This window comes from Arcanobacterium ihumii, from assembly GCF_900604515.1.
Lineage (GTDB): Bacteria > Actinomycetota > Actinomycetes > Actinomycetales > Actinomycetaceae > Arcanobacterium_A > Arcanobacterium_A ihumii.
In genome coordinates this window covers 1,047,919-1,074,341 of sequence record NZ_UWOS01000001.1, presented here as the reverse complement: position 1 = coordinate 1,074,341, position 26,423 = coordinate 1,047,919, and the positions used below count along the sequence as shown (strand labels likewise).

The following is a 26,423-nucleotide window of genomic DNA, read 5'->3' as shown; positions in this document are numbered from 1 at the left end:
TGATGGCCGCCCCTTTGTATGGGGTGGTCATTGTCTTGTCTGGAAGGCACCCTCATGATTACGGTTCACGACCGCACCGCCACGACATTTACCACCACCGGGCTAGGAGTCTTGGATCGGGAGATCATCAGCCCGATCGTGGTCGAAGAACTAGGTGGCGAATTCTCCCTGACCTTCACCTACCCGGCAGACGACCCTTCAGCCGCGTACCTCGTAGTGGAAAACATTGTGGCCGCACCCGTGCCAAGGCTGGAGCAACGTCAGGGTTTCCGCATCAATGAGGTTGTCACTACGCTCGACGGCTTTCTCGAAGTCACCGCGTTTCACGTGTTCTATGATCTGGCGGCGAACCTCATCGCCGACACCTACGTGGTCAACAAAACCGCGAAAGGTGCACTCACGCAGATCCTTGGGGCGGCAAACACTAAGCACGGGTTTACTGCCACCAGTTCGGATACGGTGACGCGATCATCGGCGCGAATGGTGCGCATGCCCATCGCCGTCGCGCTCATGGATGCGGGTGAGGATAATTCGTTCGCTTCGCGTTGGGGCGGCGAACTGGCCCGCGATAATTTCCATATCCATCACGCGTCCATGCGCGGAGCCAACCACGGGGTGGTCATCCGTGACCGCAAGAACCTCACTGGCTTCGAATCATCCATTGATTTTTCGACGGTGGTGACGCGGATTTTGCCGGTCGGCTACGACGGCCTCTTACTTCCTGAACTCTATGTGGATTCGCCTAAGCTCAGCGATTATGTGGTGCCTCGTATCCGCGTCATCCGCTACGGACAAGTCAAAGCCATCACGGATAAAGACAACCCGCGTGAAGGCGGGCTTCCGCTCGACCAAGCACACGCGCAGTTGCGCCATCTGGCAGCAGCAGAATTCAGCGCCAAGCATGTGGATGAGCCGTCCGCTTCGTACAAGATCCGCTTCACTGACCTTTCACAAACCCGTGAATACGCTGATCTCGCACGCCTGGAAACCGTCGAACTCGGTGACACCGTGACCGTCCGCCACGCTGATCTTGGTGTCGCGCTTACGGCACGGGTAGTGGCATACGAATACAACCCGCTCACAGGCCAGTACATCTCGGTCGAACTGGGTTCTACTGCTCGGAAGTTCACGTCCGTCACCCGGCAAGTCAAAACCGCCACCGATACGGCGGTGGCTGCATCGGATACGGCAGGGTTCGCGTTGGCTAGTGCGGATGGGAAGAACACCAACCACTACGGCACCACCCAGCCCGCCAATGCCAGGCTGGGTGACACATGGTTCAAGAGCAACGGCGAAACAACCGAAATCTGGATCTACCGGCTCACCGACACCGGGCAACCGGGCTGGGTGGCACTCGCTACTGACCTGAACCATGCCCAGATCAGCGCGGAACTCGACGCCGCCCGCGAGCAAGGAGCTCAAGCCCTCGCCGCCGCACACGACGCACAAACCGCCGCCGATGCTGTCGCCACTCAGATGGCTTCGGCGCAGGTGGAGATCGACCAGGCCAAGACCGCTGCCGCTGGTGCTACCCAGTTGGCGCAAGATGCCCACGACGTTGCGATGACTTCGGATGGGCGGCTCACGGTTGCCGTTGTTGACCCGAGCGTGGCAGACGCGGCTGGCCGACCGGAGGGCGCGCTATGGCAAGTGCGTGTAGACGGCGTGATTGCCCGCCAATACATCCTCACCAACCACCAATGGGAACAAACACCAGTTGGGGCTGCGATGATCGGGTCGAAAGCGATCAGCCAAGCACACATCGCAGACGCCGCCATCGGCACCGCACACATCGCAGACGCCGCGATCACCGACGCGAAAATCGGGTCGCTCTCGGCCTCGAAGATCACCTCCGGGTATTTAGCTGCTGGGCGGATTGCCGCCGGATCGATCACATCCGACAAGTTGACGATCGCCAACGGGTTTATTACGAATGCGATGATCAAGGACGCGGCGGTCACGTCGGCGAAGATAGCTGCGCTGGATGCTGGGAAGATCACCACCGGGACGTTGTCGGCGGCTCGGATTGGGGCGCGGTCGATTACGGCCGACAAGCTCGCGACCAACGCCATCCAAGTAGGCCTGGCAGGTTGGACGCAATCTATCCGCATCACGCCCACGCAGATCGCTTGGTATGACGGGACCACCCTGGAGGGCAAGATTACGAGCGCTGGTATGCAGTTTTGGTACGGCACTAGGTATATCGGTGAGTTCGCGCGACGGGCTCATAAGGACAAGCCGAATGTGCAAGGCATCGTGAACCAGCTTGCTTACAAAGGCGACTACGTGGCCTGGACCTACCAGAAGGCAGACGGCGGCACCTACTACACCTGTCTCACCCTTGACCCGAAAGGCCTGTTTTACGGGCAGGCAGGTATCCACCTCGGCTCCGATCTGCGAACAGGTGGCTACAAGTTCTACACGACCGGCTCACGATATGTGACCTTGCAGGACTGCACGCTGACGGGCAAGGGAACCTATTCGGGCTGGGTGGGACAAAGCGGGCTGTCGAAAATCGTCTTCCACACCTATGACCTGATGGTGGTCACTAACGGCTCGTATTACAACATGACCCGTCTCTTTGATCGCACTAAGGATTTGATGTCGCGAATGAACGCGATCCTCAGCCTGCTCAATCAAGGCTGGATCACATCCATCTCCGGAACCGGGTCGAACATCACGTGGCGGTACTTCTCCAACACTGGCTTATCGGCCATGTCCACCAACCTCGCATAGAAAAGGAAACACTGATGAAGATCATGCTCGCCAACCAGTATTTGCAACCCATCGCAGACCTACTCACCAATATGCCGCTCAAAGCCACTCAATCCAGGGCGCGCTCGAAACTCCTCACGCTAGTGAAGGAAGCGATTGCACGGTTCGGGGAAGACGAATACGACCTCGTCACTCACTACGCGACCCTCGGCGAGAACGGCCGCCCCGTCTTTGCGGACGATGGCACGTTCGTCCTCGCTGACCCTGACAAGGCCAGTGAATTCCTTGACGCACGTACCGAGTTGCTGGCCTCGGTTGCGGAAGTCTCCGGCCCAACCTACGACGGCCACGAAGCAGACATCCGCCAGCTTCTTGATGGCTATGAGGGTGAGCTTTCTGGCGAAGCGGCTGAAGCCTACGACGTCCTTTACGACGCCATCACCAAGGACAACCAATGAGCATTGAAAACGAGAAAACAGAGCTGACCCAACCCTCCGCTCATGAATCCTCTTCCGGTGATGAGGTTCAGCTTCCGATCGTCCCAGTTGAGTCAGATGCCACGCCCTCACCACCAGCAGAGACCATCGAAGCCCAAGAACTCCCAGCGCCCAAGGCGGCGTCCTTCGACTTGAGCCTGCCAATTCTCGAGGTCCTCACCGACCCGACCATGTAGCCCAGTACTACACCAATTTTTAGATGCCTTCACCCCAGATGGGTGTGGGCAATTTTTTATGCCCACGAAAGGAATCATTCCCATGTCTCTTCACGCCATCTGGCACGCCATCCAAACCGGGATCGCTGGTATTGGTGCCTGGCTCGCCGCTTATCTTGGAGGCCTCGACGGCCTCGTCTATGCGCTGATCGTCTTCGCTATCGCCGACTACATCACCGGGGTGCTGGCCGCCATCAACGAGCGCCGCCTCTCCAGCGCAGTTGGTTTCAGGGGTATCAGCCGAAAGATCCTCATCTTCACCCTCGTCGGCCTCGCCCATTTGATCGACGTCCACATCCTCGGAGCACCCGGAGTCCTACGCGCGGCGGTCATCTTCTTCTACCTATCCAACGAAGGCATCTCCCTCGTAGAGAACGCCACCCGATTGGGTCTGCCTGTCCCGGCGCAGATGCGCGGGGCGCTCGATGCGATCGCCAATCGCGCCGAAACCAGACCCTCACTCACCGAACCACCAACCACTGAAAAGGAGATTCACTGATGAAGAATTGGAACACGCTTGAGGCCGACATCGACCTCATCATGAACACACACTACACACCCGGCCGCAACGGCAGGCGGATCGATAAGGTCATCATCCACCACAACGCCGGAAACCTCACCATCAGGGGCTGCTACGACGTGTGGCAGTCCCGTCCTGCATCCGCCCACTACCAAGTCCAAACCGATGGCACAATCGGCCAGCTCGTATGGGACCGCGACACCGCTTGGCATGCAGGCAACTTTGCCGCCAACACCACCAGTATCGGCATCGAACACGCCGACGTGTCCTCGAACCCGTGGGCGGTATCCGAAGCCTGCCTGGATAACGGTGCACACCTCGTCGCGGCCGTTTGCAAGTTCTACGGCCTTGACCGCCCGGCGTGGGGCAAGAACGTGTTCGGGCACAAAGACTTCATCCCAACCGCCTGCCCAGCCTCATTGGCTGGCTCCCAGCACACCGCCTACATGGCTCGCGCCCAGTCTTGGTATGACCAAATGACCGGCAACACCCCAGCACCAGCACCAGCACCTGCTCCTGCAACGCCGAACATCGACACCCTCGCCGACGCGGTGATTCGCGGCGAGTACGGGAACGGGGAGGAGCGTAAGCTCCGCCTCGGAGCCAACTACGCGGCTGTCCAACAGCGAGTGAACGAGAAGCTTTCCGGCAACGCATCCGCCCCGAAGCCAGCAGGGCCCAACATCGACGCATTGGCTGATGCAGTGATTCGCGGTGATTACGGCAATGGGGAGGAGCGCAAGCTCCGCCTCGGAGCCAACTACGCCGCCGTGCAAGCTCGCGTAAATGAGAAGCTCGCGGGCCGTGCACCTGCCGCCAAGCCTGCGGGTCCCAACATTGATGCTCTTGCCGACACCGTGATCCGTGGCGAGTACGGCAACGGTGAAGATCGTAAGCGCCGCCTCGGAAATCTCTACAGCGCTGTCCAGGCGCGAGTCAACGCCAAGCTCGGCTACTAACAGCTAGAGGTCAACGAACTTAGCCCCGTCACCACTGTGACTTCCCAGATTCTCGGGGAGCCGGTGGTGGCGGGGCTTTTCATCACTCTTGAGGTTTTCTTACCCGTCCGGATTCGCAGGTGCCCGAGGGCGTATGGGCAGAAGGCCCACACGCGACCTCCGGCGAAGGGTTAACTCGGCACGCATTCGTGGCCTTCTACGGAGAGGAGGCCAGTGATGGCGTTAGATGAGAGAGAAAAACAAGCAGCCAGGCGCATGCGCTTGGGCGGGCTTGGGTATAAGGCGATCGCTGCACGTCTTGCGGTCAGCCGCGATCAGATCCGCGCCTATGTCACCCGCACAGGTATCGAACCAACAGCGAAAGCTGACCCTGATGGGCGGTGGTGCCGCTGGTGCGGAATCAAACTGTCGCAACGCGCGGATGGGAAGAAACCATCATTTTGCTGTAGCGAGCATCGGCGGGCGTTCTGGCATACCCACCCAGAAGCAGGCACCCGCAAAGCCTTCTATGAGTTCACGTGCGCAAACTGTGACATGCCTTTTCAAGCGTATGGGAATGCGGGGCGTAAGTACTGCTGCCATGCCTGCTACATCCGCCACCGGTTCGGCACCAAGGGTGGCAGTCGATGACCAAGGGCGTGTTTGATGCCGAGGTTGATCTAGCCAGGGTTGTGGGGTTCATTGATCGGCTCACTGACACTGGTGCACTGACGGACAGTGAAGCCCGCGTGGTGTTGACTCGTGTGGCGGGGGAGTTTCCTGCTGTTGTTGGTGGGCTGATTTTGCGGGTTCGACTGGATAAAACGCGGGTTTAGAGCGTAGATGGATACAACCAGCTGAACCCCTTATTTATTAGGGGAAACGAGCAGTGTAAGGAGATTGAGATACGTGGGTGAGATGAGGGTGATCCCGGCGAGACCAGCACGGCCGCAGCGGTTGAGGGTAGCGGCCTACGCGCGGGTGTCCACTGAGCACGAACGGCAATTGTCGTCGATCGCCGCCCAGGTATCGTACTACTCCCATCTGATTCAATCCACCCCTGGGTGGGACTATGTCGGGGTATTTATCGACGAAGGTATTACCGGCACCTCCACCAAGCATCGCGATGGATTCAAACACCTCATGGACACCGCTAAGGCAGGCGGCATTGACGTTATTTTGACGAAGTCGATCTCTCGCCTTGCCCGCAACACTGTCGACCTGCTCGCTACGGTCCGTGAGCTCAAAGATCTTGGTGTGGCGGTGCGTTTCGAGCGTGAACAGATCGACACCCTCAGCGCTGACGGGGAACTCCTACTGACCTTGTTGGCGTCGTTTGCTCAAGAAGAATCCCGTTCACTATCCCAGAACGTCAAATGGGCGATCCGCAACCGGTACAAGAATGGTGGCACAAATTCTTTCGTCGTCTACGGCTATAGCTGGGCAAACGGCGAGTTCACCATCATTGACGAAGAAGCCAAGATTGTGCGCTTACTGTTTGCTAATTATCTCGATGGGATCAGCCCGGAGAAAACCGCGACGATGCTCAATGCTGGAGGTAAACGCTCTCGGGGAGGGCGACGGTTCTACGGGTCCGTGTTTCGTCGCATGCTCGAAAATGAGCGGTACAAGGGCTGCCAAATGCTGCAGAAAATGTACCGCCCCACAATCCAAGCACCCACACGTGCCCTCAACGACGGGGAGCTGCCGCGATACTGGGTCGAGCAAGCCCTCCCACCAATCATTGATGAGGCGATGTTTGACGCGGTGCAAGCAGAAATCGCGCACAGGCGTGAGGTGGGCCCGGCGGCTACCCCGTCAAAGAACACGGGCGTATTCACTGGACGAATCTGTTGTGGTGCGTGTGGGAAGAGCTATCAACGCAAAACCCGCACCTACAAGTCTGGAACCTCATACAAGTTCTGGCGCTGCTGGAGTGCCTGCACCGGGAACGGCAACCCCTGCGGCGGACATAATCTACGCGAAAGCCTCCTCGAACACGCCTGCGCATACATGCTCGGCACCCAGGGTTTCGACCCCGTCCAGGTTGGCGAGCAGATCGTGATGATCGAGGCCTTCGAGCATCAGCTCACCTTCCACCTCGCGGATGGAACCATGACACCAGTGGGGTTAACCAGTGAGGGGAGGTTGGCATGAGTCGCACCGTCACAGCGATACCCGCAACAAAGAAATTTGGGAATGTCACAACCCCGTCTGGGGTACCAGCGCGCAGAAGGGTCGCCGCCTACGCTCGCGTCTCTACCGAGATGGAAGAACAAACCTCCTCGTATGAGGCCCAAATCGACTACTACACCACCTACATTCGCTCCCGTAATGATTGGCAGTTCGCGGGCATGTATTCCGATGAGGGCATCTCTGGCACTTCTATGAAACGCCGTGAAGGATTCCAAACCATGATCGATGACGCTCTGGCAGGCAAAATCGACCTGATCCTCACCAAGAGTGTGTCCCGGTTTGCTCGCAACACCGTCGACTCGCTCACTACCGTGCGCAAGCTCAAGGATGCAGGCGTCGAGGTCTATTTTCAGAAGGAAAATATTTACACCTTTGACGCCAAAGGCGAATTACTCATCACGATCATGTCGAGTCTGGCGCAAGAAGAATCCCGCTCAATTTCCGAGAACGTCACCTGGGGCCACCGTAAACGCTTCGCCGACGGGAAAATCATGGTTCCCTACGCTTCACTGTTGGGCTACAAGAAAGGCGAGGAGGGAAACCTCGCCATCGACGAAACCCAAGCCCCGATCGTGCGGCGCATTTACGCCCGCTTCCTAGAAGGCGCAACCCCTCAAACCATCGCCAAAGAACTCACCGCTGATCAGATTCCTACACCGCGTGGCAAACAAATCTGGTCGCCCTCGACTGTGCGATCGATCCTGACCAACGAGAAATACAAAGGCGACGCGCTGCTCCAAAAGAGCTTCACTACCGACTTCCTGACCAAAACCATGAAAGTCAACGAAGGCGAAGTACCCCAGTACTACGTCACCGGCAACCACGAACCCATCATCACCCCAGCCACCTGGGACGTGGTCCAAACAGAACTCGCCCGCCGCGCAGGCAAAGGCACCTCTAATACCCACCCCTTTGCCAACAAGATCACCTGCAGCGAGTGTAGTGGCTCGTTCGGGAGGAAAGTGTGGCACTCCACCAGCAAATACCGCCGCTATATCTGGCGCTGCAACAACAAATACAAGAAAATTCATCGTTGCGCGACACCCCACGTCACCGAGGAGCAGATCAAAAACGCCTTCGTCGCCGCCCTGGCTGAGCGCGTCACCAACACTGACGTTCTCGATGACACCATGTGCCTGCTCGACGAAACCGTCTACGACACCCGCGAGTTGGAAACTCAGCAGGCCACGCTAGGGGAGCGGATCGAAGAAACGATCACGCTGATGAACCAACTCATCACCACCGCAGCAGCCACAGCCCACGACCCCGACGACTACGACCGCCGCTACCACCAGCTCGAAACCCGACACCGCCAACTCGAGACCGAGCACCAGCACATCACCGACAAGATCGACGATCTGCGCCACCGCCGAGCACAAGCCATCAAAGTCCACTTCTACCTCGCCACCCTGCCACCACTCGCATACAGCGACCAAGCATGGAACACCCTCGTCGACCACGCCATTATCAACGCTAATGGAGCCATCAGCGTCATCTTCAAAGACGAATAATCGGCCAGCTAACTCGCTCACAGCAATAAAAACCAGCAATTCCTACCCCCGTCTTTGGAAAACACCCCCTACCGAATGAATCTGCCCCCAAGCCAGTCTTGTATCAAAATGAACGTCTAAGTCTCCACTACGGCCTCGGATTTGATAACCGAGGCACCAGATTGACTGATATATCGTTGGGATCTGTTTGTTACGATATGTTATAGGTACCGTCCCCTATTTAAACACGGCAGTACAGGAACCTACCTCGCGCGATTAACCTCGTGTTTCACTAGAAACTCTTCGTGAGAACGTCGTCGCCAACAAACCCTTGTTTTCGGAAGTAAGCCACGTCGGACGCAGTATTAGCCGGAAGTACGAGCATACATACGCCCAAATCCGCAAAAAGCTTGTTGTTGGTGTAAACGAAATTTCCTGGAGTAAAATCACGAAAACGCTCTGTTACAAAGTCCATCACAACCTCTGCCGTTTGGTTCTGCCCTAATCGAATAGAAAACAATCCAATTACTTCTTCTTCATGCATAATCAAAAAGGATTGCGCTCCAGTTAGTGTATCTTTGGCGAAGTGCGGGTAAGCAGCAGATATAGTGGCACCGTTGCGTGAGAGAAAACGCTGCACGATTGAATCATCGTCATTCACCGCCACCACGGAATATCCGCGTTCTTCATTTTCACCTTGTTGGCTCAATCGCCACAACCAGTAAATGTTGATGAGCACAATCGCCCCATTCATCGCCGCGTATGGCCAAATCTCAAAGAATGCATTATAGATCGTTGCAATCAGCGAGCCGGTGAGATTAAGAATGCGGAAGCGCCGCACACTGGGCACCATCAAACTCATGACGACGAGCACGGAACCAGCCCATCCAATTATTTCCCACCAAGACATCCTTAACTCACTTTCTATCACGCTTTGCAAGGATTTATATTTATAAGTTGCCTTATCCTACACAACGATTTCAGATTTTTCTGCATGTTGGTCCTGGCATTAACTGACCAGCTTTTAAGGAGTTAATTCATCTGTATTGGATCTGAATCTTCAAATCGAGGCATCTTATGTTTCAAGTAAACTTTTGACACCGAGCTTTCTTAGTCATATCCTCAATGTAAACGATTTCACATGTAAACGATTACATTAGGGCAAAGGCGCCGACCATGACTCAACTTCCTACTCTCCAAGATGTAGCAACCCGCGCAGGGGTATCCATAGCTACCGCTTCGCGTGTATTGAGTGGCACCGATAACGTCACTCAAAGAACTCAAAACCGAGTAAGGAAAGCAGTTGCCGAACTCAATTACGTTCCTAATGCCAAAGCCCGTGCTCTTCGCAAACAATCCAGCGAAGTACTAGGCCTAGTTCTTCCAAATTTCCATAACCCATTCTTCTTGGAACTCATCGAGAAAACAGTTATAGAAAGTAAAGCTCACGGCTACCGTATGGTTATTACCGGTGGTGAAGATACGTTCCAAGAATCTGAGCAGTTGGCAACCACAAAAGCTGTTGACGGGCTACTTATGTTCGGTGCCCGCACCAACGAAACCCCGAATTGGAAATTACCCGAAACTTTCCCCGTCGTCTTCTTTGATCGTGCACCCGAATCCGCAAGCACTCACGATATCGCAATAAACCACCGCGAAGGGGCGCGAATAGTAACTCAACACCTCATTTCCGCAGGTGCACGTACACTTCTCCACATTACAGGCCCGAACCACCTAGGGGTATCTTCAGTACGTCTTAATGGTTTCAATGATGCCGTTACCGAAGCTAACAATAAATGCCCAGATACCGTTCTTTCAGCAGAAACCATTGAGGGCGACTTCAGTATGGAATCAGGAGCAAAAGCAGCACGACGCTACGTAGATACCCACCGCGGAGCACCGGCTGGAGTATTTGCAGCAAACGATCACATGGCGATTGGAGCCATGAATGAGCTCCGCAATCTTGGTTATGAAATCCCGAATGATGTTCTAGTAGCTGGATACGACGGAATCGCCTCTACTGCACTCGTACAACCAAGTTTGACTACTTTAGCTCTCCCAATTCAAGACATGGCTAAACAAGCTGTAACTTTATTGATCAACCTTATTGAAAACGGTCTAGATTCAACCGGTGCAGAACCGATTGAACTCACTGGCACACTTCGCATTGGTGGCTCCACCACTCAACTCTAAATAATTAGCTCCGCCACCTGACGTCATAATTAGAAAGGACTACCTATGACTTCACCAAAACTTGTCTATTTTGACACCGATCCGGGAGTAGACGACGCCGTCGCACTCGCCTATCTTTGTGCAACACCAGCCGTGAAGCTCGTTGGTATCGGCTCAATTTTTGGAAACACCTCATCATCACAAGCTGCTCAAAATGCACTGAACTGGATTGAAATTATGGGGCAACCAAATATTCCAGTAGCGATGGGAGCCGAGCATCCATCGCATGGAGAATTCCACGGTGGCACTACCTGGATCCACGGAGAGCTCGGCACAGGAGCTATTGAACTCCCTCAAGCAAAAGCCCAGTTAGATCCACGTTCAGCAGCCGAATTACTCGTTGATCTTGCCAATGAATACGCTGGTGAACTCGAAATTATTACAGTTGGTCCACTAACAAATATTGCACAAGCCCTCGATATTGACCCAGAACTACCATCGAAGATTAAGCACGTCACGATCATGGGTGGCGCCACCATGCACCCTGGGAATATTTCCCCCGTGACCGAAGCGAACATAGGTAAAGACGCCGAAGCCTCCGCCATCGTCTTTAATGCTCCGTGGCCAATAACGATGGTTGGCTTGGACGCAACAATGGTTAATAACTTCTACGATTCACATCGCGAACGCCTCTACTCCTCTGGTTCAAAGAGCGCTAAGGGAATCGCAGACGTGCTCGACTTCTACTTCAATTTTCATCTAGAAATTTTTGGTGAACGTCGTTCAGCTACCCACGATCCACTCGCTGCAGCAATCGGTGCCGGAGATATAGTTCCCGAACTGGCACCAGTGGTGAACGTGGTCGTAGATGACTCAAACGGACCTGGCCGTGGGCAAACTATCTGCGATCTACGCGGAATGTATGTTGACTACCCAGACCAAGACGGTGCTCACTGCGCAGTTGTTCTCAAAGTCCCAGCTGACTCTCCCGAGCGAATTATCGACATGATTACAACCCTGCCGTAAGCGGCGAGGATTACACCAATTAAGAAAGGAAAGACACCGATGTCTACCACCACGGCTGATCCCAGCCATAAAACTCGCAATATTATTCTCGTCGGCCTAATTTTTGCAGTAGTTGCTTTTCAGCTCAACGCAACGATGCTGAACCCAGCAGTTAAACAAATGGAAAGTGCGCTTTCAGCAACCACCGCCCAGATCGCTTTTACCACTTCCCTTTTCTTCCTCTCAAAAGCAATCTTCCAAATCTTTATGCCACGTCTTTCTGATATGCAAGGCCGGCGAAAGATCTTGATTATCACAATGGGAATTTTGATTGTAGGAACAGTCATTTCAATGCTCGCTCCAAATGTGGCATGGTTATATGTAGGACGCGCTATTCAGGGTGCTTGTGGCCCTGTTTTCTCAATCGCTTTACTTATTCTTCGTGAAAGCACCGCGGACGAAAAGGAATACGGTTCAAAACTCGGGCTTATTATCGCAATTAACGGCGGAGTTGCAGGTATTGACGTAATCCTAGGAGGCTGGATGGCCGACAACTGGGGCTTCCGTTCAATTCTGGCTTTCACCCTTGCAATTACATTAGTTGCGCTCTATATGATTATCCGCTGGGTTCCAGAGTCACACCCGTCGCAAGGCGAAAAGATGGATTGGGTTGGCGTTGTTTTCCTTTCAATTTTCTTCGTCACAGTGTCTTGGGCAGTAGGTTCAAACCCCTTCTTCTTAATTACAAACAAGAGCACCGATATGTGGATTTGGATTGGTACCGCAGTAGTTGCAATGATTGCGTTCATTCTGTGGGAGAAGTCAACCAAGACGCCTCTCATCCCACGAGCACACCTAACAAATCGCGCAATTTGGTTCATGCCACTCACCACAATCCTCACCCTGACCTCGATTATGGCAATCGTTAACCTAGTTGTCCCATCGTTTACACAGAACCCCGACGCTGGTTGGGGAATGGAAGCTTCTACTGCTTCACTCCTCTTCATGTCACCATACGCACTGGTTGGATGGATTGCTGGTCCTTTTGCAGGACGACTTGCAGGTACCTACGGCTATCGATTCCTTCTTCGTGCTTCGATTGCAGCTAACGTGGTAATTTTGATTTTCTTGGCTCTATTCGGTCTATCAAACCCATGGGTATTCGGTATCCTTATTTTCCTCTTGGGCGTAACCTATGCGGGCACAACAAACGTGATGCTTAACGGACTTGGCGTAGTTCTTTCACCAAAGGAAGCACCAGGCTTGCTGCCTGGTTTGAATGGTGCATCATTTGGCATCGGAGCGTCGCTTTCCTTTGCGTTACTTGGCAAAACCATTACCGCCGGTTCGCCAAAAGGATCGGAGTCAATCGCCGGTTACCAAAATGCAATCTGGATTGGTGTTGGAATCATGATCGCAACACTCCTCGTTTCGATGTTGCTACCAAAGCCATCTGCCGATCAAGCAGCAGAAGTAGAAAAGTAATCTCGCAGTTTGTGATATAAATCCTGCAGTCTACGGTATAACGGTGGCTGGTTTAGGTTTCGAAACCTAAACCAGCCACCGTTCCTGTTACTCCTTGCCACAGATCCACATTTCGAAAATCGACTACCCGAAAATGCAGTAACGAACACATATATAGACCTATCTTTTCTGATAGAGTTTTGTGAGACGAACTATATTTGTTCGGTTAGACGAAGATTTTATTGATAATAAGTCTCGCTGGTGCAAAAATTAGGTTTGGCTAACCTAAGGTCACTTTATCTAGTAGATACTTGACCTTAGATTATCCTTGTTCAATTTTTTAAAATACGTGAGGAAGAATGATGGTTATCAAGGCATCATTACGGTCAAGCATCAGTCTGATGGCAGGAATAGCTTTAGTGGCTTCAGTTTCTGCCTGTTCACAGACGAGCGAATCCACCAAGGGACAAGATACAAATAGCGGAAAGAAATCCGTTGTAAAAGTAGTCGCAACAACTACACAAATTTGTGATTACGTTACCCAAATCGCAACGGACAAGTCAGATGACTCCACTTTGGCTCTCCGCAAAATGGACCCTTCAGGGAAGGAATCCAAAGCCGGAGCACCTGACTCTCGCGCCACCTCAGAGTTAGACCTTACCTGTCTACTTGCACCAAACGCCTCGGCTCACGAACACGAGCTCACAACCGCTCAGGCAAAAGCTATGGCAGCGGCGGACGTTATGCTTGTTTCCGGCGTCGACCTTGAACACTTTTTGGATTCCGCTGTTAAGTCTTCTGGTTTCAAGGGAACAATGGGAGTAACTTCTGGCATTTTGACAGCCTCAGAGGTCACTAACGGTCCTGACACCAGCAAGGAAAGCAAACTGCCATATAAGATTAATAGAGGCTCCGCTAAAGTTGACGTAGCGAAATGGCCATTCCCGCCAGAGGAAGGCGAATCTGAGCCAGAGTTCCAATACGACCCACACGTTTGGACGAGCCCAAAGAATGCTGCAATTCAGGTAAAGAACATCGGAGAAATCCTTTCTTCAGCTTCTCCCGATAATAAGAAGCTATTCACTGACCACGTTGCCAAGTACAGCAAGCAAATTTCAGACCTTGATGCTTGGGCGAAGAAGTCTCTTGATTCCGTCCCAGACGCTCACCGAGTTCTCTTCACATCGCATGATGCCTTTGGATATTTCTCAAAGACCTACGGCGTTAAATTCATCGGTGCCGCAATGTCTGACTTCAACAGCCAGCAGGATGCTACCGCCGATCATATTGCCAAAGCCGCAAAAGAAGTTAAAGACTCGGGTGCCTTAGCAGTATTTGCTGAAAACTCAAACAATTCTAAGTCAATTGAAGCCGTAGCCAAGGCGGCGGGAGTCAAAGCAATTATTGGAGATGACGCACTGTATGGAGACTCTTTAGGTCCAGATGGCTCCGCCGGTGCTACTTACACAGGTTCAATTATCCACAATGTCACCACTTTGGTTAACGCCTGGAACGGAACCGTGGCTCCGCTTCCAGACTCATTGAAATAGTGTTTCGAGAACACGCCATGAATGCCACCAACTAAACCATGGTGCACGATAAACACACAACCAGGAGAGAAGGCTGACGGGGTTCAGATATGGTCAAAAACAACCAAGTTATTAAACTACAAAATGTAGCGTTTGGATATTCACGAACCCCCGTGATTGAACACGTAACTATGACGCTTAACTCGGGTGACGGCGTCGCACTAATTGGACCAAACGGATCAGGTAAAACAACGTTTTTACGTGGCTTACTTGGAATGGTCCAGTTGATCGACGGCACAATAAAAATCAATGCCTCGACGATCAGCTATGTACCACAGTCTTCTCTCCTGGATCCAACTTTTCCCGTAACGGCACAAAAGGTTGTGGAAATGGGGTTATATCGCCATTTGCGATGGTATCAACGGCTTGGGAACACCGAACACCAAAAAGTCGCACAGTCTTTACAAACCGTAGGAATGCAAGAGCTTGCTGGAAAACAATTCGGTTCACTTTCAGGAGGTCAACGCCAAAGAGTGCTAGTAGCAAGAGCAATCGTTTCCGATCCACAGTTATTGCTTTTAGACGAACCGTTTAATGGTCTAGATGAACCAAACAGAAATAAACTACTAGAAATCATCCACGATCTCCGTGCTGCTGGCGTTGCCGTAGCTACATCAACTCATGACTTCGGACTCGCTTACGAAACCTGCAATAAGGCTGCATTGTTTTCACGATCCTCCGTTTCTTTCGGCAATCTGCCCGACTTACTTTCTCAAGAGAACCTCGCTGCCACCTACGGCGGTTCAACAATCGAAATAACGCGCCCTCATCATGACCCAATTAATTAATCCATCCTTCGATCTTGATTCGCTATTAGAAATGTGGCGAACCTGGTTGGCTCAACTCCCCGGTTTTGCTCCGTTTACCGACGCACCATTCCTATTTCGCCCATTTCTTCTACTTCTAGTTTTGGGTATCAGTGCCGGGCTAACAAGCGTTATTGTTAACCTGCGGTGCCTTGAATTCAATTCGGAAGCAACTGTCCATTCAATATTTCCAGGCATTGTTGCAGGAGCATTAATTGGAGGAATCGACTCCATCACCACTGGCGCACTTGTAGCTGCAGTTTTCGTAGTCATAGCTATTACTTGGAATCAAATCAGCTCGGGAGACAGTAACGAAGCTGGAACCGCTATCGTTCTTACCTCTTTTTTCGGATTTGGTATGCTCATTTCTTTACGTTTTGGAGACATGTCCGGCCAGCTCGAAGCACTGATGTTTGGTCGCCTTCTAGAAGTAACTTCAGCCACGCTAATCCCAGCAGTGCTAGCAGCAACCCTTGCAGGGATACTCATCGTGACTTCATGGCGAAACCAGGTTTTCGTTGCTTTCGACCGAACTGCTGCACAAGCTTCAGGAAAACGAATTGGCCGTCTTGATCTACTAGCCAATACCTCGATTGCACTCATTGTAATAGCTGGTTCAGCAGCTATTGGCACACTGCTGGTGATTGGTTTCTTAATTGTTCCAGGAGCAACTGCCCGTTTGATTTCCTCTTCACCTCGGCAAATGGGGTTTGTATCAGTACTCGTGGCAGTTGCTAGTGGAGTATTAGGAATGGAAATAATGTATTGGGCTGAAGATTACCCCGTATCACCACAAGGTACAGTAGCACTTTCCGGAATTGTAATTTTTGCCTTGGTATGGCTCGGTAAGCACATCTTCACAGACACACCACAACGCAATTCTGTGCGCGCCTCGAAGGAAACGATCAGCCATGTTTGACGTGCTTTTTCTTCCCACGATTGAAATTGTTCTTGTTGGCATATTATGTGGTCTGGTAGGAGTCCTTGCGATCCTGCGTCGCCAAATTTTCTTTGCCGAATCCGTAACACATGGAACTTTTCCTGGCGCAGTAATCGGCGTAGTTATCGGCAACCACTTGTCACATTCTCAAAGTGTTTTATCTGCCTGGTTATTCGTGGGAGCTCTCCTTGGCTGCATTATCCTCACACTCTTGATGAACAGGCTCAGTTCAATTCCACAGCTATCATCGCAAGCTACAGCCGGGATAGTTCTGACTTTTGGATTTTCATTAGGTTATTTTTTAAATAAATGGTTCAGCCCGCTTCCATTAAATATAGAAAGTTTCTTGGCGGGCTCTTTGCTTCACGTAACTATCGTTGACGTAATCGTTACCGCCCTCGTACTCTTAATCGTCATCGTAGGAATCTCACTCGCACTTCCCCGTCTCACTTATTTCTTATTTGACGACGTCGGATTCAGCACATCAGGGCACGACGCCAAAATTTCACAACGTTTGATCCTTTCGGCAATCGTAGCGACGATGGTAGTAGTAGTTCCAGCGATCGGGACTGTCCTGTCAATATCTTTACTTGCGGCACCAGCAGCATCTGCCAAACCTTTCACAAAGTCAGTGGGACATTTTCTTATCACTAGTACAATACTTGGGGTAGTTATTGGAATTGCGGGCCTAACTCTTGCAGTGATAGCTAAACTATCCGCAGGAGGATCTATCGCAACATTGGCTGGCGTTGTGTATTTAGCTTCTAGGATGCTTGCCACATTGCGTCGATGATATTCAAAAGAATGAAGCCTCCATACAGATGCAGCAAAACAGGCAACACCAGGAGGTTTTATGAATAACACCCTCAAGCGCATCGAGCAGATGGAAAACAAGATGAACCAAGTAGATTCATATACGAAAATGCTTGATTCTATGCTCAATAGCTTATCTGCCATGGAGCAAACCGTGGAAGAACTTTGGAATTACTACGAAAACGGCGAATGGATGGCAGATTACAAACTAGATGAAGCTGGAGAAATTCCAGAGAGTATGCCACGCGGCATACTCTCTGAAGACGGTTTATATAATGTTTTGGGAGATTTCCAGAACGTTCGAGAAAGACTCACCCATCTCAAATAGCACCCTCGGCACTCAATAATCAATCACATCGCTACGTCTAGCTGGTAAATCATAGCAAATACGGTTCATCTGCACTTGAAATATCACTAATGAGAGTGCTTATATAGTTAGGTAAGCCTAACCTAACTATATAAGCACTCTTCTAGATGGTGGTACGTTCGTGGACTCGCCTCATACACAAGAAAAAGACACTTCAGCTAACCCTTCTGCTCAGGTTTCAGATAAAGAAAAAGTAAGAGCAGGGCAAGAAGCCATCAAAAAAATTTCTCAACCAATCAGAAAAAAGCTACTAGTTGCTGAATTTCTTACCGTCGTTTCGGGAATTCTTAGTATCGCGCCCTACGTAGCCCTCGTTGAACTCGGTCGGCTACTTCTTGAACCAACCATCGACCACAGCAAAGTCAGGTTCGTGGTTATAGCTCTTATTTCGGCCTATACTACACGAATTTTCCTTTATTTCGTAGCACTTTGTTTAACCCATTTCATCGATCTTTCTTTGCGTAATCATATGAGAAGAAAGATTGCCGAAAGGATGTCACATGCACCACTTTCTTGGTTTTCTTCGATGGGCGAAGGGCGAATTCGAAAAATAATTCAGGACGACACCGCAACCGTTCACACGGTTATCGCACACGGTCCAATCGAAAAGCTTAATGCAATCGTTTCACCGATCTCTTTGTTTGCTTATGCTCTATATATCGACTGGCGCTTAGCTCTTCTCGCAGTTTCAACAATTCCATTCCACCTAGGAATGTATGGGCTAACCATGCGCGGAATGAACGAAAAAACTGCACAGATGGATACCAAGCTATCCAATGTTTCAGCTGCAATGGCAGAATTTGTTGCAGGTATTTCCGTGGTCAAGGCATTTTGCAAAGTTGGACAAGCCCACAAAGCATATATTGACGCCGCTAACGAATTCTCAAAATTCTACCGGGCTTGGTGTATGCCTCTTGTTTCTATGTCGGTTGCTTCATTTTCGTGGATCTCGATTCCGGTCCTGCTCATCGTCAACCTTGGCGGTGGTGCTCTCATGTTTAATGCAGGCTGGGTAACAATATATGAAGTTCTTACAACTACACTTATAGCACTGGTTTTACCAGGAGCAATTATCACGGTTGTAACTATTGCTTGGTCATATCAGTTGGCAGGGTCAGCGGCAGTTCGGTTAGTGAAAATTATGGAACTTCCAACAATTCCACAACCATCGAACCCAGAAATTCCAACCGGAAATTCGATTGAGATTACAAACGTTTCATATTCGTATGGGTCCACACATGCACTAAAAAACATCAATCTAACTATTCCACCCCAAAGCGTCACCGCGTTAGTTGGGCCATCCGGTGCTGGAAAATCGACTTTAGCTAGTCTGATCGCACGATTCGATGACCCTGCCACAGGATCTATCACAATCGGAGGCATCGATATCCGCGATATATCCGAAGAACAACTCTATTCAACCGTTGCTTTCGTTCTCCAAGAAGCACAGTTGATTCGTGATTCTGTTCGCGCGAATATAGCACTTTCTCTACCACAAGCATCACTGGAGCAAATTCGCCAAGCCGCTAAAGCCGCTCAAATCGACGACTACATCATGAGCCTTCCCCGCGGATATGACACTATAATCGGCGAGGAAACACACCTGTCCGGTGGGCAGGCAGCACGGATAGCCATCGCGCGAGCATTAATTATGGATGCGCCGATTCTCATCCTTGACGAAGCCACCGCCATGGCAGACCCTGAATCTGAATCAAGAATCCAAGAGGCCCTAACAACATTGGTACGTGGGCGAACAGTCGTCGTCGTAGCGCATCGGCTGGCATCAATACGTGGAGCAGATCAGATCGTAGTAATGGATAACGGAAGTATTAGTGCTCAAGGGAAACATGAGGATCTGCTTAAAAACAACCATTACCAAATGCTTTTAAAACTCAGCGGATGTAAGGAAATCGAAGCATGAATCAACTTCTACTCCCCCGATACAAGAGATTAATGGACTCCGATTCCTGGAGAAAACTTTTCCGTGGAATCTCGTGGGGAACATTTTCGGGCGCATACCAAGGTTTTGCTCTCCTTGCACTTCTTCCTACTATCACTTGCTTAGAATCGGGCCAATCCTCGTGGGGTATGACTTTCCGTGGTTGGATGATAACCCTAGCTATTTTGGCTGTGCTCGCAGTCGGTACAGAATTTTACGGAATGCGAACGTCCTATGTCGGCACACTCGGATTTATCTACAGTGTTCACCACAAAGTTGGCGACAAAGTTTCGAGCCTCCCACTTGGAGAGTTTGATTCTGGAAGCGCAGGACGACTATCACGCATAGTCACACAAGAGATGATAAACCTAGGTGAATCTGCCGCTCACTTTATTTTTTCATTAGCGCGCCAAATTAGCTCCGCCATAATTATCGTAATCGGAACGTGGTTCTGGGACTGGAAATTAGGATTCGCCCTTACAGTTTCATTCCTTATACTCATTGCTTCGCTATCACTGTCACGGCATGTACTTAATCGGGGCAAACAGATTTCGGAACCTACCGAAGCAGAACTAGCCTCTCGGATGGTTGAATTTGCTACCTGTCAAGGAGCACTCCGATCATGTAACGTCGCGTCACGTTACGAAGCATTAGAAAAAGCTTTCACCAATGTTTATCGTAAAGGACGCCGGTCACTTTGGATAGAGACCTGCGGAAACCTTATTCATGGTACATTCACCCAGCTCCTTATCATTTTGCTAATTAGCGTCATCGCCACTTTAGCAACAAACGGAACCATCACCCCTCTCACTGCAATAGCAACCATCGGAATCTGCCTGAGGTTCACAACTATGCTCGAGGACATTGGTTCAAATCTCATGGGCCTTGAAGAGCGCCGGCAACAAATGGATCATGTGGATGCCATCATGGACGCTGAACCTTTGATGGAACCTTCCAGTTCAGATGCTTTGATAGCCCCAGGAGAAGTTGAACTTGATAACGTCTCCTTCGGTTACGAACCTAGCCACCCAGTTCTTAACGGAATATCTTTCCAGGTACCCGCAGGAGAAATGTGTGCGCTCGTGGGCCCTTCTGGATGCGGAAAGACGACGATCGCTCGCCTAATCGCAAGATTTTGGGATGTTCAATCGGGTCAAGTAAAAGTAGGCGGAACCGACGTTAAAGACCAAACAATTGATGATCTTATGCGGCAAATTTCGTTCGTATTCCAAGACGTCTACTTATTCAACGACACTTTGAAAGAAAATATCCGAATCGGAAATCCCGATGCCTCAGAAGAAGAACTTCAGTGGGCCGCTGATCTCTCTGGCGTTACTGAAATCGTACGCCGTCTTCCCGATGGTTGGAATTCACTCGCCGGAGCCGGCGGGCGTGCACTTTCAGGCGGTGAACGCCAACGTGTCTCAATCGCACGTGCTTTATTGAAACAGTCACCAATCGTATTGTTCGACGAAGCCACGAGCGCGTTAGATGCCGAAAATGAAGCCAACATAGTTGCCGCAATGGATCAACTACGGAAACAGTCCACGCTCATCGTAATCGCTCACAAGCTCGAAACTATTAAAGCAGCTGATCAGATAGTCGTGCTTTCTCACGACGGGCACATTGCTCAACAAGGAACGCATTCTGAGCTTGTAGCCCAACCCGGCGAATACCTCCACTTCTGGCAAGAACGCCTCAATGCTTCCGGTTGGACCCTGGTTTGAACAAAATTTCTTCCCTTCACAAAACAACTAAATTTTTCTAGACGATACGAAAGGTATTAACATGCCCTCCTCCACTTCAACAACTGCACACCTTAACACTCGAGACTTCATCAATATTGGAGTATTCACAGCACTAATATTTGTTATTACCTTCGTTAGCGGAATGCTAGGCTTCTTCGGGCCAATCGCCATGTTCCCCGGCTTTTTCATTTCTATCGTCGCCAACGGTATCGTATTCACACTCTTTACCAAACGAACTCCAAAGATGGGAGCAGTAACCATCATGCTCATCATCATCGAATGTTTATTTGCCGCCACCGGTCATTGGGCAGGAGGGATCGTTGTCGGCGCATTATTTGGAATTGTTGTAGACCTAATCATCACTCGACTGCCTGCAAAAATCGAGATTAAAGTGCCTCTTGCCTACTCCCTATTTATACTCCCGATCTTCGTATCACCTTGGATTCCACTTTTTATCAACGCCGACGACTACTTCCAAACGGTCACGGATCAAATGGGTCCTGAATATGCAAACTCAATGCAACAGCTTATTACCCCATCTCTCCTCCTTGTAGCCTTCGCCATTATGTTTGTAATAGCTTGGCTATCTGGAATCCTCGGTACGCGGGTGGCAAATAAGCACTTCGGACGAGCTGGGCTCGCATAAAATGCCTGATCCGCGAACCACAATCATCGCGCTTTTAACCATTTCAACCACAATTTACGGAGCGCGTTCTCCGCTCTTTGTTTGGACCGCTGCTTCATTTGTAGCTGCACTTTTAATATGGGCATATCAAATAAATCGTCAATCGATGCACCTTAAGTACTTATTAACCTATGGACTTGCCTTCGGGTTTTTCTACTTTGGTTCATCTATCCTTCCCGCCGTATCCCAGACGACGATTAGCGCATTTATTTCTGTGTTTTTTGCTTGGATGTGCAGAATGACCGTTGTAGCAGGAATGGGTCTTTATGCGATAGTTACTATTAAGCCTGCTATATTGCAGGTGGCGCTTGCCCGTTCACATGTGCCCTCCTGCTTTACGATCCCCTTATCTGTCTCTTTACGAATACTCCCCACTATTTTCAGCGAAACCAGAGCGGTTATCGATGCCATGAGACTTCGGCTGAATCGAATTGTTTCGTTGAAATCCGCCGAATACTTCACTATTCCTCTTGTCTCAACTGTTGTGCGCTCTGGAGACGAACTAGCAGCGGCAGCGCTTATCCGCGGTTTAGGAGGCCCGATAAAGCCAACTTCGGTGATTGAAGTTAAGTTTCGCGCGATAGACGCCATTTTGTTATGCATAATACTCGTCTTTATTGTTTGGAGGTTTTTCGAATGTTAGAAGCAAGCGCAAAAGATGTAACTTTTACTTATAGAGGTTCTTCTGCTCCGTCCTTAACAAATATCAGCATCACCGCAAAACCTGGTCAAGTGACACTCTTATGCGGTGGATCTGGTTCGGGGAAGACGACGGTACTGCGGTTATTCAATGGTCTAGTACCGCATTTTCATGCTGGGGAACTAGAAGGAAGTGTGCGTATCGAATCGCAGAGCGTGCCACATTCAAACTTTTCAGCTTTGGCAACATCTTGCGCCACGGTATTTCAAAATCCGCGAACACAATTCTATACGACTGAAGTAAAACAAGAACTCGCGTTTGGCTCGGAAAACCTAGGGATAGAACCACAAATAATAATTGACCGGATAAATCATGTAGCCACGAAACTAAGTATCACTCCTCTGTTACCTAGATTGGTTTGGCAACTCTCAGGTGGACAGATGCAACGCGTAGCTTGTGCCGCAGCACTTTGTAACGATACTCCTGTGATCATTTTTGATGAGCCTACAGCTAACCTCAGCGCAGACGCTATCGATGATTTAGCCAATTTAATCGCAGCACTAAAAGCAGATGGGCATACGGTCATAATCGCCGAACATAGAGTCAATTTCATTTCAGGTCTTGTTGATGACGTTTATTGTTTCAAAGCAGGAAAAATTGTTGCACACAAGTGTGGAAATGACTTCTACAATATGACCGACGCTGAGCGCAAAGAACTTGGACTACGTTCCCTGACTCCAGTTTTAATAGATCAACAGTTACATGTTCCTTCTCAACCAAAATCAAAAGGTTTACATATTGAAGGACTGCGCTTTGAATATCAGCGCAATAAGCCAGTTCTTGATATTGCTGATTTGTGTTTCCCCACCGGAAAGGTAACAGCACTGACTGGCACAAATGGAGCTGGCAAAACAACCTTGGCAAGAATTATCTGCGGACTAGAAAAAGCCAAGACTGGATCTATCAAATTAAACGGAAAACGGTTCTCTCCAAAAGACGCCTACATCATTATGCAAGATCCTACCCGTCAACTATTTTCCGACACTGTGCGTGACGAAGTCACTCTTGGCATGAGCAAAGAAGCGAAAGAGAAGGTAAATGTAAAGGCACTGCTTGAACAACTTGATTTGGCAGAGCACCAAAGCAATCACCCCCAATCGCTGTCAGGCGGCCAGCGCCAACGACTTGTAATCGCGACGGCACTGGCCGCCCACAAACTGGTTTATATTTTTGATGAGCCAACTTCAGGCGTAGGTTACAACCACTTGATTTCTATTTCACAAGTCATGCGCCAACTTGCTGATAATGGAGCCGTCGTCATAGTTATTACCCACGATGCCGAATTAATAAATGAAGCCGCGGACTCTGTGGTCAAGCTTGATCCACTTCCTTACGATGGTTCTACTCCCAAACCGCGTCTGCTGGATCGATTCCGTTAGCAATAGCATTGGCATCAATGATCTGCTTAAGCCACTGTGCTAGGCCGATGGCGCGTGCATCGTAATACTCCACAAAACGCGGATCGGATACATATCCACGAGCAATAAGTACGTGTTTAGCATGGTTGACGTGGAAGAACTGCGATATCAATTCGCGATGCGATTCCGCCAGTCGGTTCGCTTCCTCCGATCCAGGCACAACACCCTCGCTCATACCGCGCACCAATTCCACCTCCACGGCTTCTGTTCGCACCTTTACGTTCGCCCAGTCAGCCACGCTCATTCGCGAAGCCCTTTGCTGCGAAATCTTCCATTCATCGCTTTCACCCCACTGTTCCTCGGCTTCCGCTTGGTAAACAGGGAAGTTTGCGTTTCCAAGAATCTTAGCGACGTCGTCGACCGAAAGTTTGTTGTTACCCATAGCATCCTCCAAAAGGCAATCAAGAGCTTGAACCATCCGCCCAAGCTCATTTTGTTTTTCCATGAGCAGTTTCTTTTGACGTTGAAGATGAACGATTTTGTTTTCACCTGCACTAAGAACTTCAGCAATCTCATTCAGAGCCATTCCTGTAGCTCGGTAAATCACTATCTGTTCTAGCGTTTGAATGTCCTTGCATGAATAAAGGCGATACTCCGACCAAGACCGCGCCGCAGGTACAACTAGCCCACGCTCCTCCCAATAATGGAGGGTGCGAACGGAGATTCCAAGAAGCTGTGAAACCTCACCTACAGTTTTCAAATCATCATCGCTGCTCATGAAAACCACTTTGATGCCTTACGTCGCGTCAGAGTCAACCTATAAAAACAATTCCAATCAGATTTAGCTAATGTATCTAAAAATGTTAATGAAATAAAGCAAAATTAGAGCTCACACAGAGAGCTACCGCATTTTTGCTCGAATCATTGCGCCTGCCGGCACATCACCAAAATCGACATTAAACGGCATAGAGAACTCATGAGCGGGGTGGTTAATTTCCTCAACGGCATGACCACGCTCATCCTTCAATCCCTGCTCAGGAACCTGGAACACAACCGGGGCATGATTCGGGAACAAAAATTCAATTTCCATACCAGGTGTAATTTTATTCTTGGCGTAGAGGTAAAGTCGTTGCTCATCTCGATCAACACGCACAACGTCTCCTAGCCAACGCCAGGTATTGATATAGCCGCCAGAAACGATGTTTTCACTTGCTGGCTTTTCTGGATAGTAGAACCCCGTGCAGTACTCGCGGTGAGTCACCTTGAAAGGCTCTTCCTTCAGCCACTGCGGAAGTTCCACACTCACGAGCTCCTCACTCTGCGCCGAAACTCGATCATGGAATAGCTTCAACGCAACCCCATCGGCGTCTTCAAAACCACGTTGTACCATGTATTCATTAACAGCGCATTTATAAGCATTTGCCATGGCAGCCACGTAATACGCACTCTTTGCTCGGCCTTCAATCTTCAGGCTAGTAACACCCGCATCTAGGATGTCATCAACATGTTCAAGCAGATTCATATCCTGGGAGTTGAAAAGAAACGTTCCTTGATCAGTCACTTCAACCGGAATAAATTGCGCCGGGCGCTTTTCTTCAACCACGTGATACTTCCAGCGGCAAGACTGTGCACAATCCCCGTGGTTAGCATCGCGGCCGGTTGTATGTTGTGAGATTAGGCAACGCCCAGAAAACGCCATACACATAGAGCCATGCACAAAAGCTTCGATTTCCAACTCTGGCGAAACATTGGCCCGAATATCGCGTATAGCAGCTAAATCGAGCTCACGCGCCAAAACCACACGTGAAGCACCAAGCTGCGCAAGCGCATTCGCCGCCTGATAGTTCGTTACACCCGCTTGAGTAGAAATATGGATTTCAGTGTTCGGTGCCACCTGCCGCGCCGCCATGAGCACACCAATGTCCGAAACGATGAGTGCATCCACACCAATCTCGCCAAGTTGCGCCATATATGCGTTCATATCCGCAACTTCGCTGCTTGTGGGCAGAATATTGCAGGTTACGAAAAGGCGTGCACCACGCTCGTGTGCATATTTCACACCCTCGTCAAAGTCCTCAAGCGTGAGATTTTTCGGCGCCGTTCGCATTCCGAATGCCTGACCACCACAATAAACGGCATCAGCACCAAAGTTAATCGCTGTTTTCAACGTGTCTAGGTTGCCAGCAGGAGCTAGAACTTCAGGTTTTTCACGTCGCACTACTTGAGGGAAATTCATTAACACATTCCTAGTGTAAGGGGAGTGGGG

At 50.4% G+C, this 26,423-nt stretch carries 25 protein-coding genes and 1 pseudogene; 23 read left to right on the top strand and 3 right to left on the bottom strand.

The window, feature by feature from the left end:
* The first annotated feature begins 54 nt into the window (after positions 1-54).
* The 10 genes and pseudogenes from EIH22_RS04770 (at position 55) to EIH22_RS04730 (ending at position 8,592) form a co-directional block, all read left to right on the top strand.
* Positions 55-2,736 (top strand): phage tail spike protein, encoded by a 2,682-nt coding sequence (locus EIH22_RS04770; protein ID WP_124054618.1) that lies wholly within the window; start codon positions 55-57, stop codon positions 2,734-2,736.
* A 14-nt stretch (positions 2,737-2,750) separates the two neighbouring features.
* The gene (locus tag EIH22_RS04765; protein WP_124054617.1) at positions 2,751-3,173 is read left to right on the top strand and encodes a DUF1617 family protein; all 423 of its coding nucleotides are present in this window, start codon (positions 2,751-2,753) and stop codon (positions 3,171-3,173) included.
* Positions 3,170-3,388, top strand: a complete 219-nt coding sequence (locus tag EIH22_RS04760; protein WP_004007216.1) for a hypothetical protein — start codon at positions 3,170-3,172, stop codon at positions 3,386-3,388. Before EIH22_RS04765 ends, EIH22_RS04760 begins: the two co-directional genes overlap by 4 nt.
* A gap of 82 nt (positions 3,389-3,470) precedes the next feature.
* A complete protein-coding gene (locus EIH22_RS04755) occupies positions 3,471-3,926 on the top strand; it encodes a phage holin family protein (protein ID WP_006680349.1) in 456 nt (151 codons plus the stop codon).
* Positions 3,926-4,744, top strand: a pseudogene (locus EIH22_RS04750) (N-acetylmuramoyl-L-alanine amidase); the annotation flags it as partial. The gene EIH22_RS04755 and the pseudogene EIH22_RS04750, both read left to right, overlap by 1 nt.
* Positions 4,718-4,906 (top strand): hypothetical protein, encoded by a 189-nt coding sequence (locus EIH22_RS09205; RefSeq protein WP_235001784.1) that lies wholly within the window; start codon positions 4,718-4,720, stop codon positions 4,904-4,906. The pseudogene EIH22_RS04750 and the gene EIH22_RS09205, both read left to right, overlap by 27 nt.
* Before the next feature lie 328 nt (positions 4,907-5,234).
* Positions 5,235-5,552 carry a hypothetical protein gene (locus EIH22_RS04745; protein WP_124054615.1) on the top strand — a complete coding sequence of 106 codons (318 nt, stop codon included), beginning with the start codon at positions 5,235-5,237 and terminating at the stop codon, positions 5,550-5,552.
* Positions 5,533-5,721, top strand: a complete 189-nt coding sequence (locus tag EIH22_RS04740) for a hypothetical protein (protein WP_006680346.1) — start codon at positions 5,533-5,535, stop codon at positions 5,719-5,721. The genes EIH22_RS04745 and EIH22_RS04740 overlap by 20 nt, the downstream gene beginning before the upstream one ends.
* A gap of 82 nt (positions 5,722-5,803) precedes the next feature.
* Entirely contained in the window at positions 5,804-7,042 is a 1,239-nt protein-coding gene (locus tag EIH22_RS04735; protein WP_040318399.1) for a recombinase family protein, read from the top strand.
* Positions 7,039-8,592: a recombinase family protein gene (locus tag EIH22_RS04730; protein WP_006680344.1), complete on the top strand. Its 1,554-nt coding sequence runs from the start codon at positions 7,039-7,041 to the stop codon at positions 8,590-8,592. Before EIH22_RS04735 ends, EIH22_RS04730 begins: the two co-directional genes overlap by 4 nt.
* Positions 8,593-8,863: 271 nt before the next feature.
* On the opposite strand, the gene EIH22_RS04725 is transcribed toward EIH22_RS04730, so the two are convergent.
* Positions 8,864-9,481, bottom strand: coding sequence for a hypothetical protein (locus EIH22_RS04725; RefSeq protein ID WP_124054614.1), 618 nt, complete (start codon positions 9,479-9,481; stop codon positions 8,864-8,866).
* A 266-nt stretch (positions 9,482-9,747) separates the two neighbouring features.
* Between EIH22_RS04725 and EIH22_RS04720 the strand changes: the two genes are divergently transcribed.
* The 13 genes from EIH22_RS04720 (at position 9,748) to EIH22_RS04660 (ending at position 24,178) form a co-directional block, all read left to right on the top strand.
* Positions 9,748-10,764 carry a LacI family DNA-binding transcriptional regulator gene (locus EIH22_RS04720; RefSeq protein ID WP_124054613.1) on the top strand — a complete coding sequence of 339 codons (1,017 nt, stop codon included), beginning with the start codon at positions 9,748-9,750 and terminating at the stop codon, positions 10,762-10,764.
* A gap of 45 nt (positions 10,765-10,809) precedes the next feature.
* Entirely contained in the window at positions 10,810-11,769 is a 960-nt protein-coding gene (locus tag EIH22_RS04715) for a nucleoside hydrolase (protein ID WP_124054612.1), read from the top strand.
* A 39-nt stretch (positions 11,770-11,808) separates the two neighbouring features.
* Entirely contained in the window at positions 11,809-13,233 is a 1,425-nt protein-coding gene (locus EIH22_RS04710; protein WP_124054611.1) for an MFS transporter, read from the top strand.
* A gap of 338 nt (positions 13,234-13,571) precedes the next feature.
* Positions 13,572-14,762 (top strand): metal ABC transporter solute-binding protein, Zn/Mn family, encoded by a 1,191-nt coding sequence (locus tag EIH22_RS04705; RefSeq protein ID WP_124054610.1) that lies wholly within the window; start codon positions 13,572-13,574, stop codon positions 14,760-14,762.
* Positions 14,763-14,851: 89 nt separating this feature from the next.
* On the top strand, positions 14,852-15,589 hold the full coding sequence (locus EIH22_RS04700; RefSeq protein ID WP_124054609.1) for a metal ABC transporter ATP-binding protein: 738 nt from the start codon (positions 14,852-14,854) through the stop codon (positions 15,587-15,589).
* On the top strand, positions 15,573-16,526 hold the full coding sequence (locus tag EIH22_RS04695) for a metal ABC transporter permease (protein WP_200829168.1): 954 nt from the start codon (positions 15,573-15,575) through the stop codon (positions 16,524-16,526). Before EIH22_RS04700 ends, EIH22_RS04695 begins: the two co-directional genes overlap by 17 nt.
* Positions 16,519-17,340, top strand: coding sequence for a metal ABC transporter permease (locus tag EIH22_RS04690; RefSeq protein WP_124054608.1), 822 nt, complete (start codon positions 16,519-16,521; stop codon positions 17,338-17,340). The genes EIH22_RS04695 and EIH22_RS04690 overlap by 8 nt, the downstream gene beginning before the upstream one ends.
* Before the next feature lie 60 nt (positions 17,341-17,400).
* The gene (locus EIH22_RS04685; RefSeq protein WP_124054607.1) at positions 17,401-17,688 is read left to right on the top strand and encodes a DUF4298 domain-containing protein; all 288 of its coding nucleotides are present in this window, start codon (positions 17,401-17,403) and stop codon (positions 17,686-17,688) included.
* A gap of 160 nt (positions 17,689-17,848) precedes the next feature.
* Positions 17,849-19,648 carry an ABC transporter ATP-binding protein gene (locus EIH22_RS04680; protein ID WP_235001772.1) on the top strand — a complete coding sequence of 600 codons (1,800 nt, stop codon included), beginning with the start codon at positions 17,849-17,851 and terminating at the stop codon, positions 19,646-19,648.
* Positions 19,645-21,393, top strand: coding sequence for an ABC transporter ATP-binding protein (locus tag EIH22_RS04675; protein WP_124054606.1), 1,749 nt, complete (start codon positions 19,645-19,647; stop codon positions 21,391-21,393). The genes EIH22_RS04680 and EIH22_RS04675 overlap by 4 nt, the downstream gene beginning before the upstream one ends.
* A gap of 61 nt (positions 21,394-21,454) precedes the next feature.
* The gene (locus tag EIH22_RS04670; RefSeq protein WP_124054605.1) at positions 21,455-22,060 is read left to right on the top strand and encodes an MptD family putative ECF transporter S component; all 606 of its coding nucleotides are present in this window, start codon (positions 21,455-21,457) and stop codon (positions 22,058-22,060) included.
* Position 22,061: 1 nt separating this feature from the next.
* On the top strand, positions 22,062-22,742 hold the full coding sequence (locus tag EIH22_RS04665) for an energy-coupling factor transporter transmembrane component T (protein ID WP_124054604.1): 681 nt from the start codon (positions 22,062-22,064) through the stop codon (positions 22,740-22,742).
* Positions 22,736-24,178, top strand: coding sequence for an ABC transporter ATP-binding protein (locus EIH22_RS04660; protein ID WP_124054603.1), 1,443 nt, complete (start codon positions 22,736-22,738; stop codon positions 24,176-24,178). The genes EIH22_RS04665 and EIH22_RS04660 overlap by 7 nt, the downstream gene beginning before the upstream one ends.
* Here the strand turns inward: EIH22_RS04660 and EIH22_RS04655 are convergent.
* Both EIH22_RS04655 and EIH22_RS04650 read right to left on the bottom strand, forming a co-directional pair.
* Entirely contained in the window at positions 24,141-24,935 is a 795-nt protein-coding gene (locus EIH22_RS04655; protein WP_124054602.1) for a MerR family transcriptional regulator, read from the bottom strand. The genes EIH22_RS04660 and EIH22_RS04655 overlap by 38 nt on opposite strands.
* A gap of 123 nt (positions 24,936-25,058) precedes the next feature.
* Entirely contained in the window at positions 25,059-26,393 is a 1,335-nt protein-coding gene (locus EIH22_RS04650) for a peptidase U32 family protein (RefSeq protein ID WP_124054601.1), read from the bottom strand.
* Positions 26,394-26,423 lie beyond the last annotated feature (30 nt).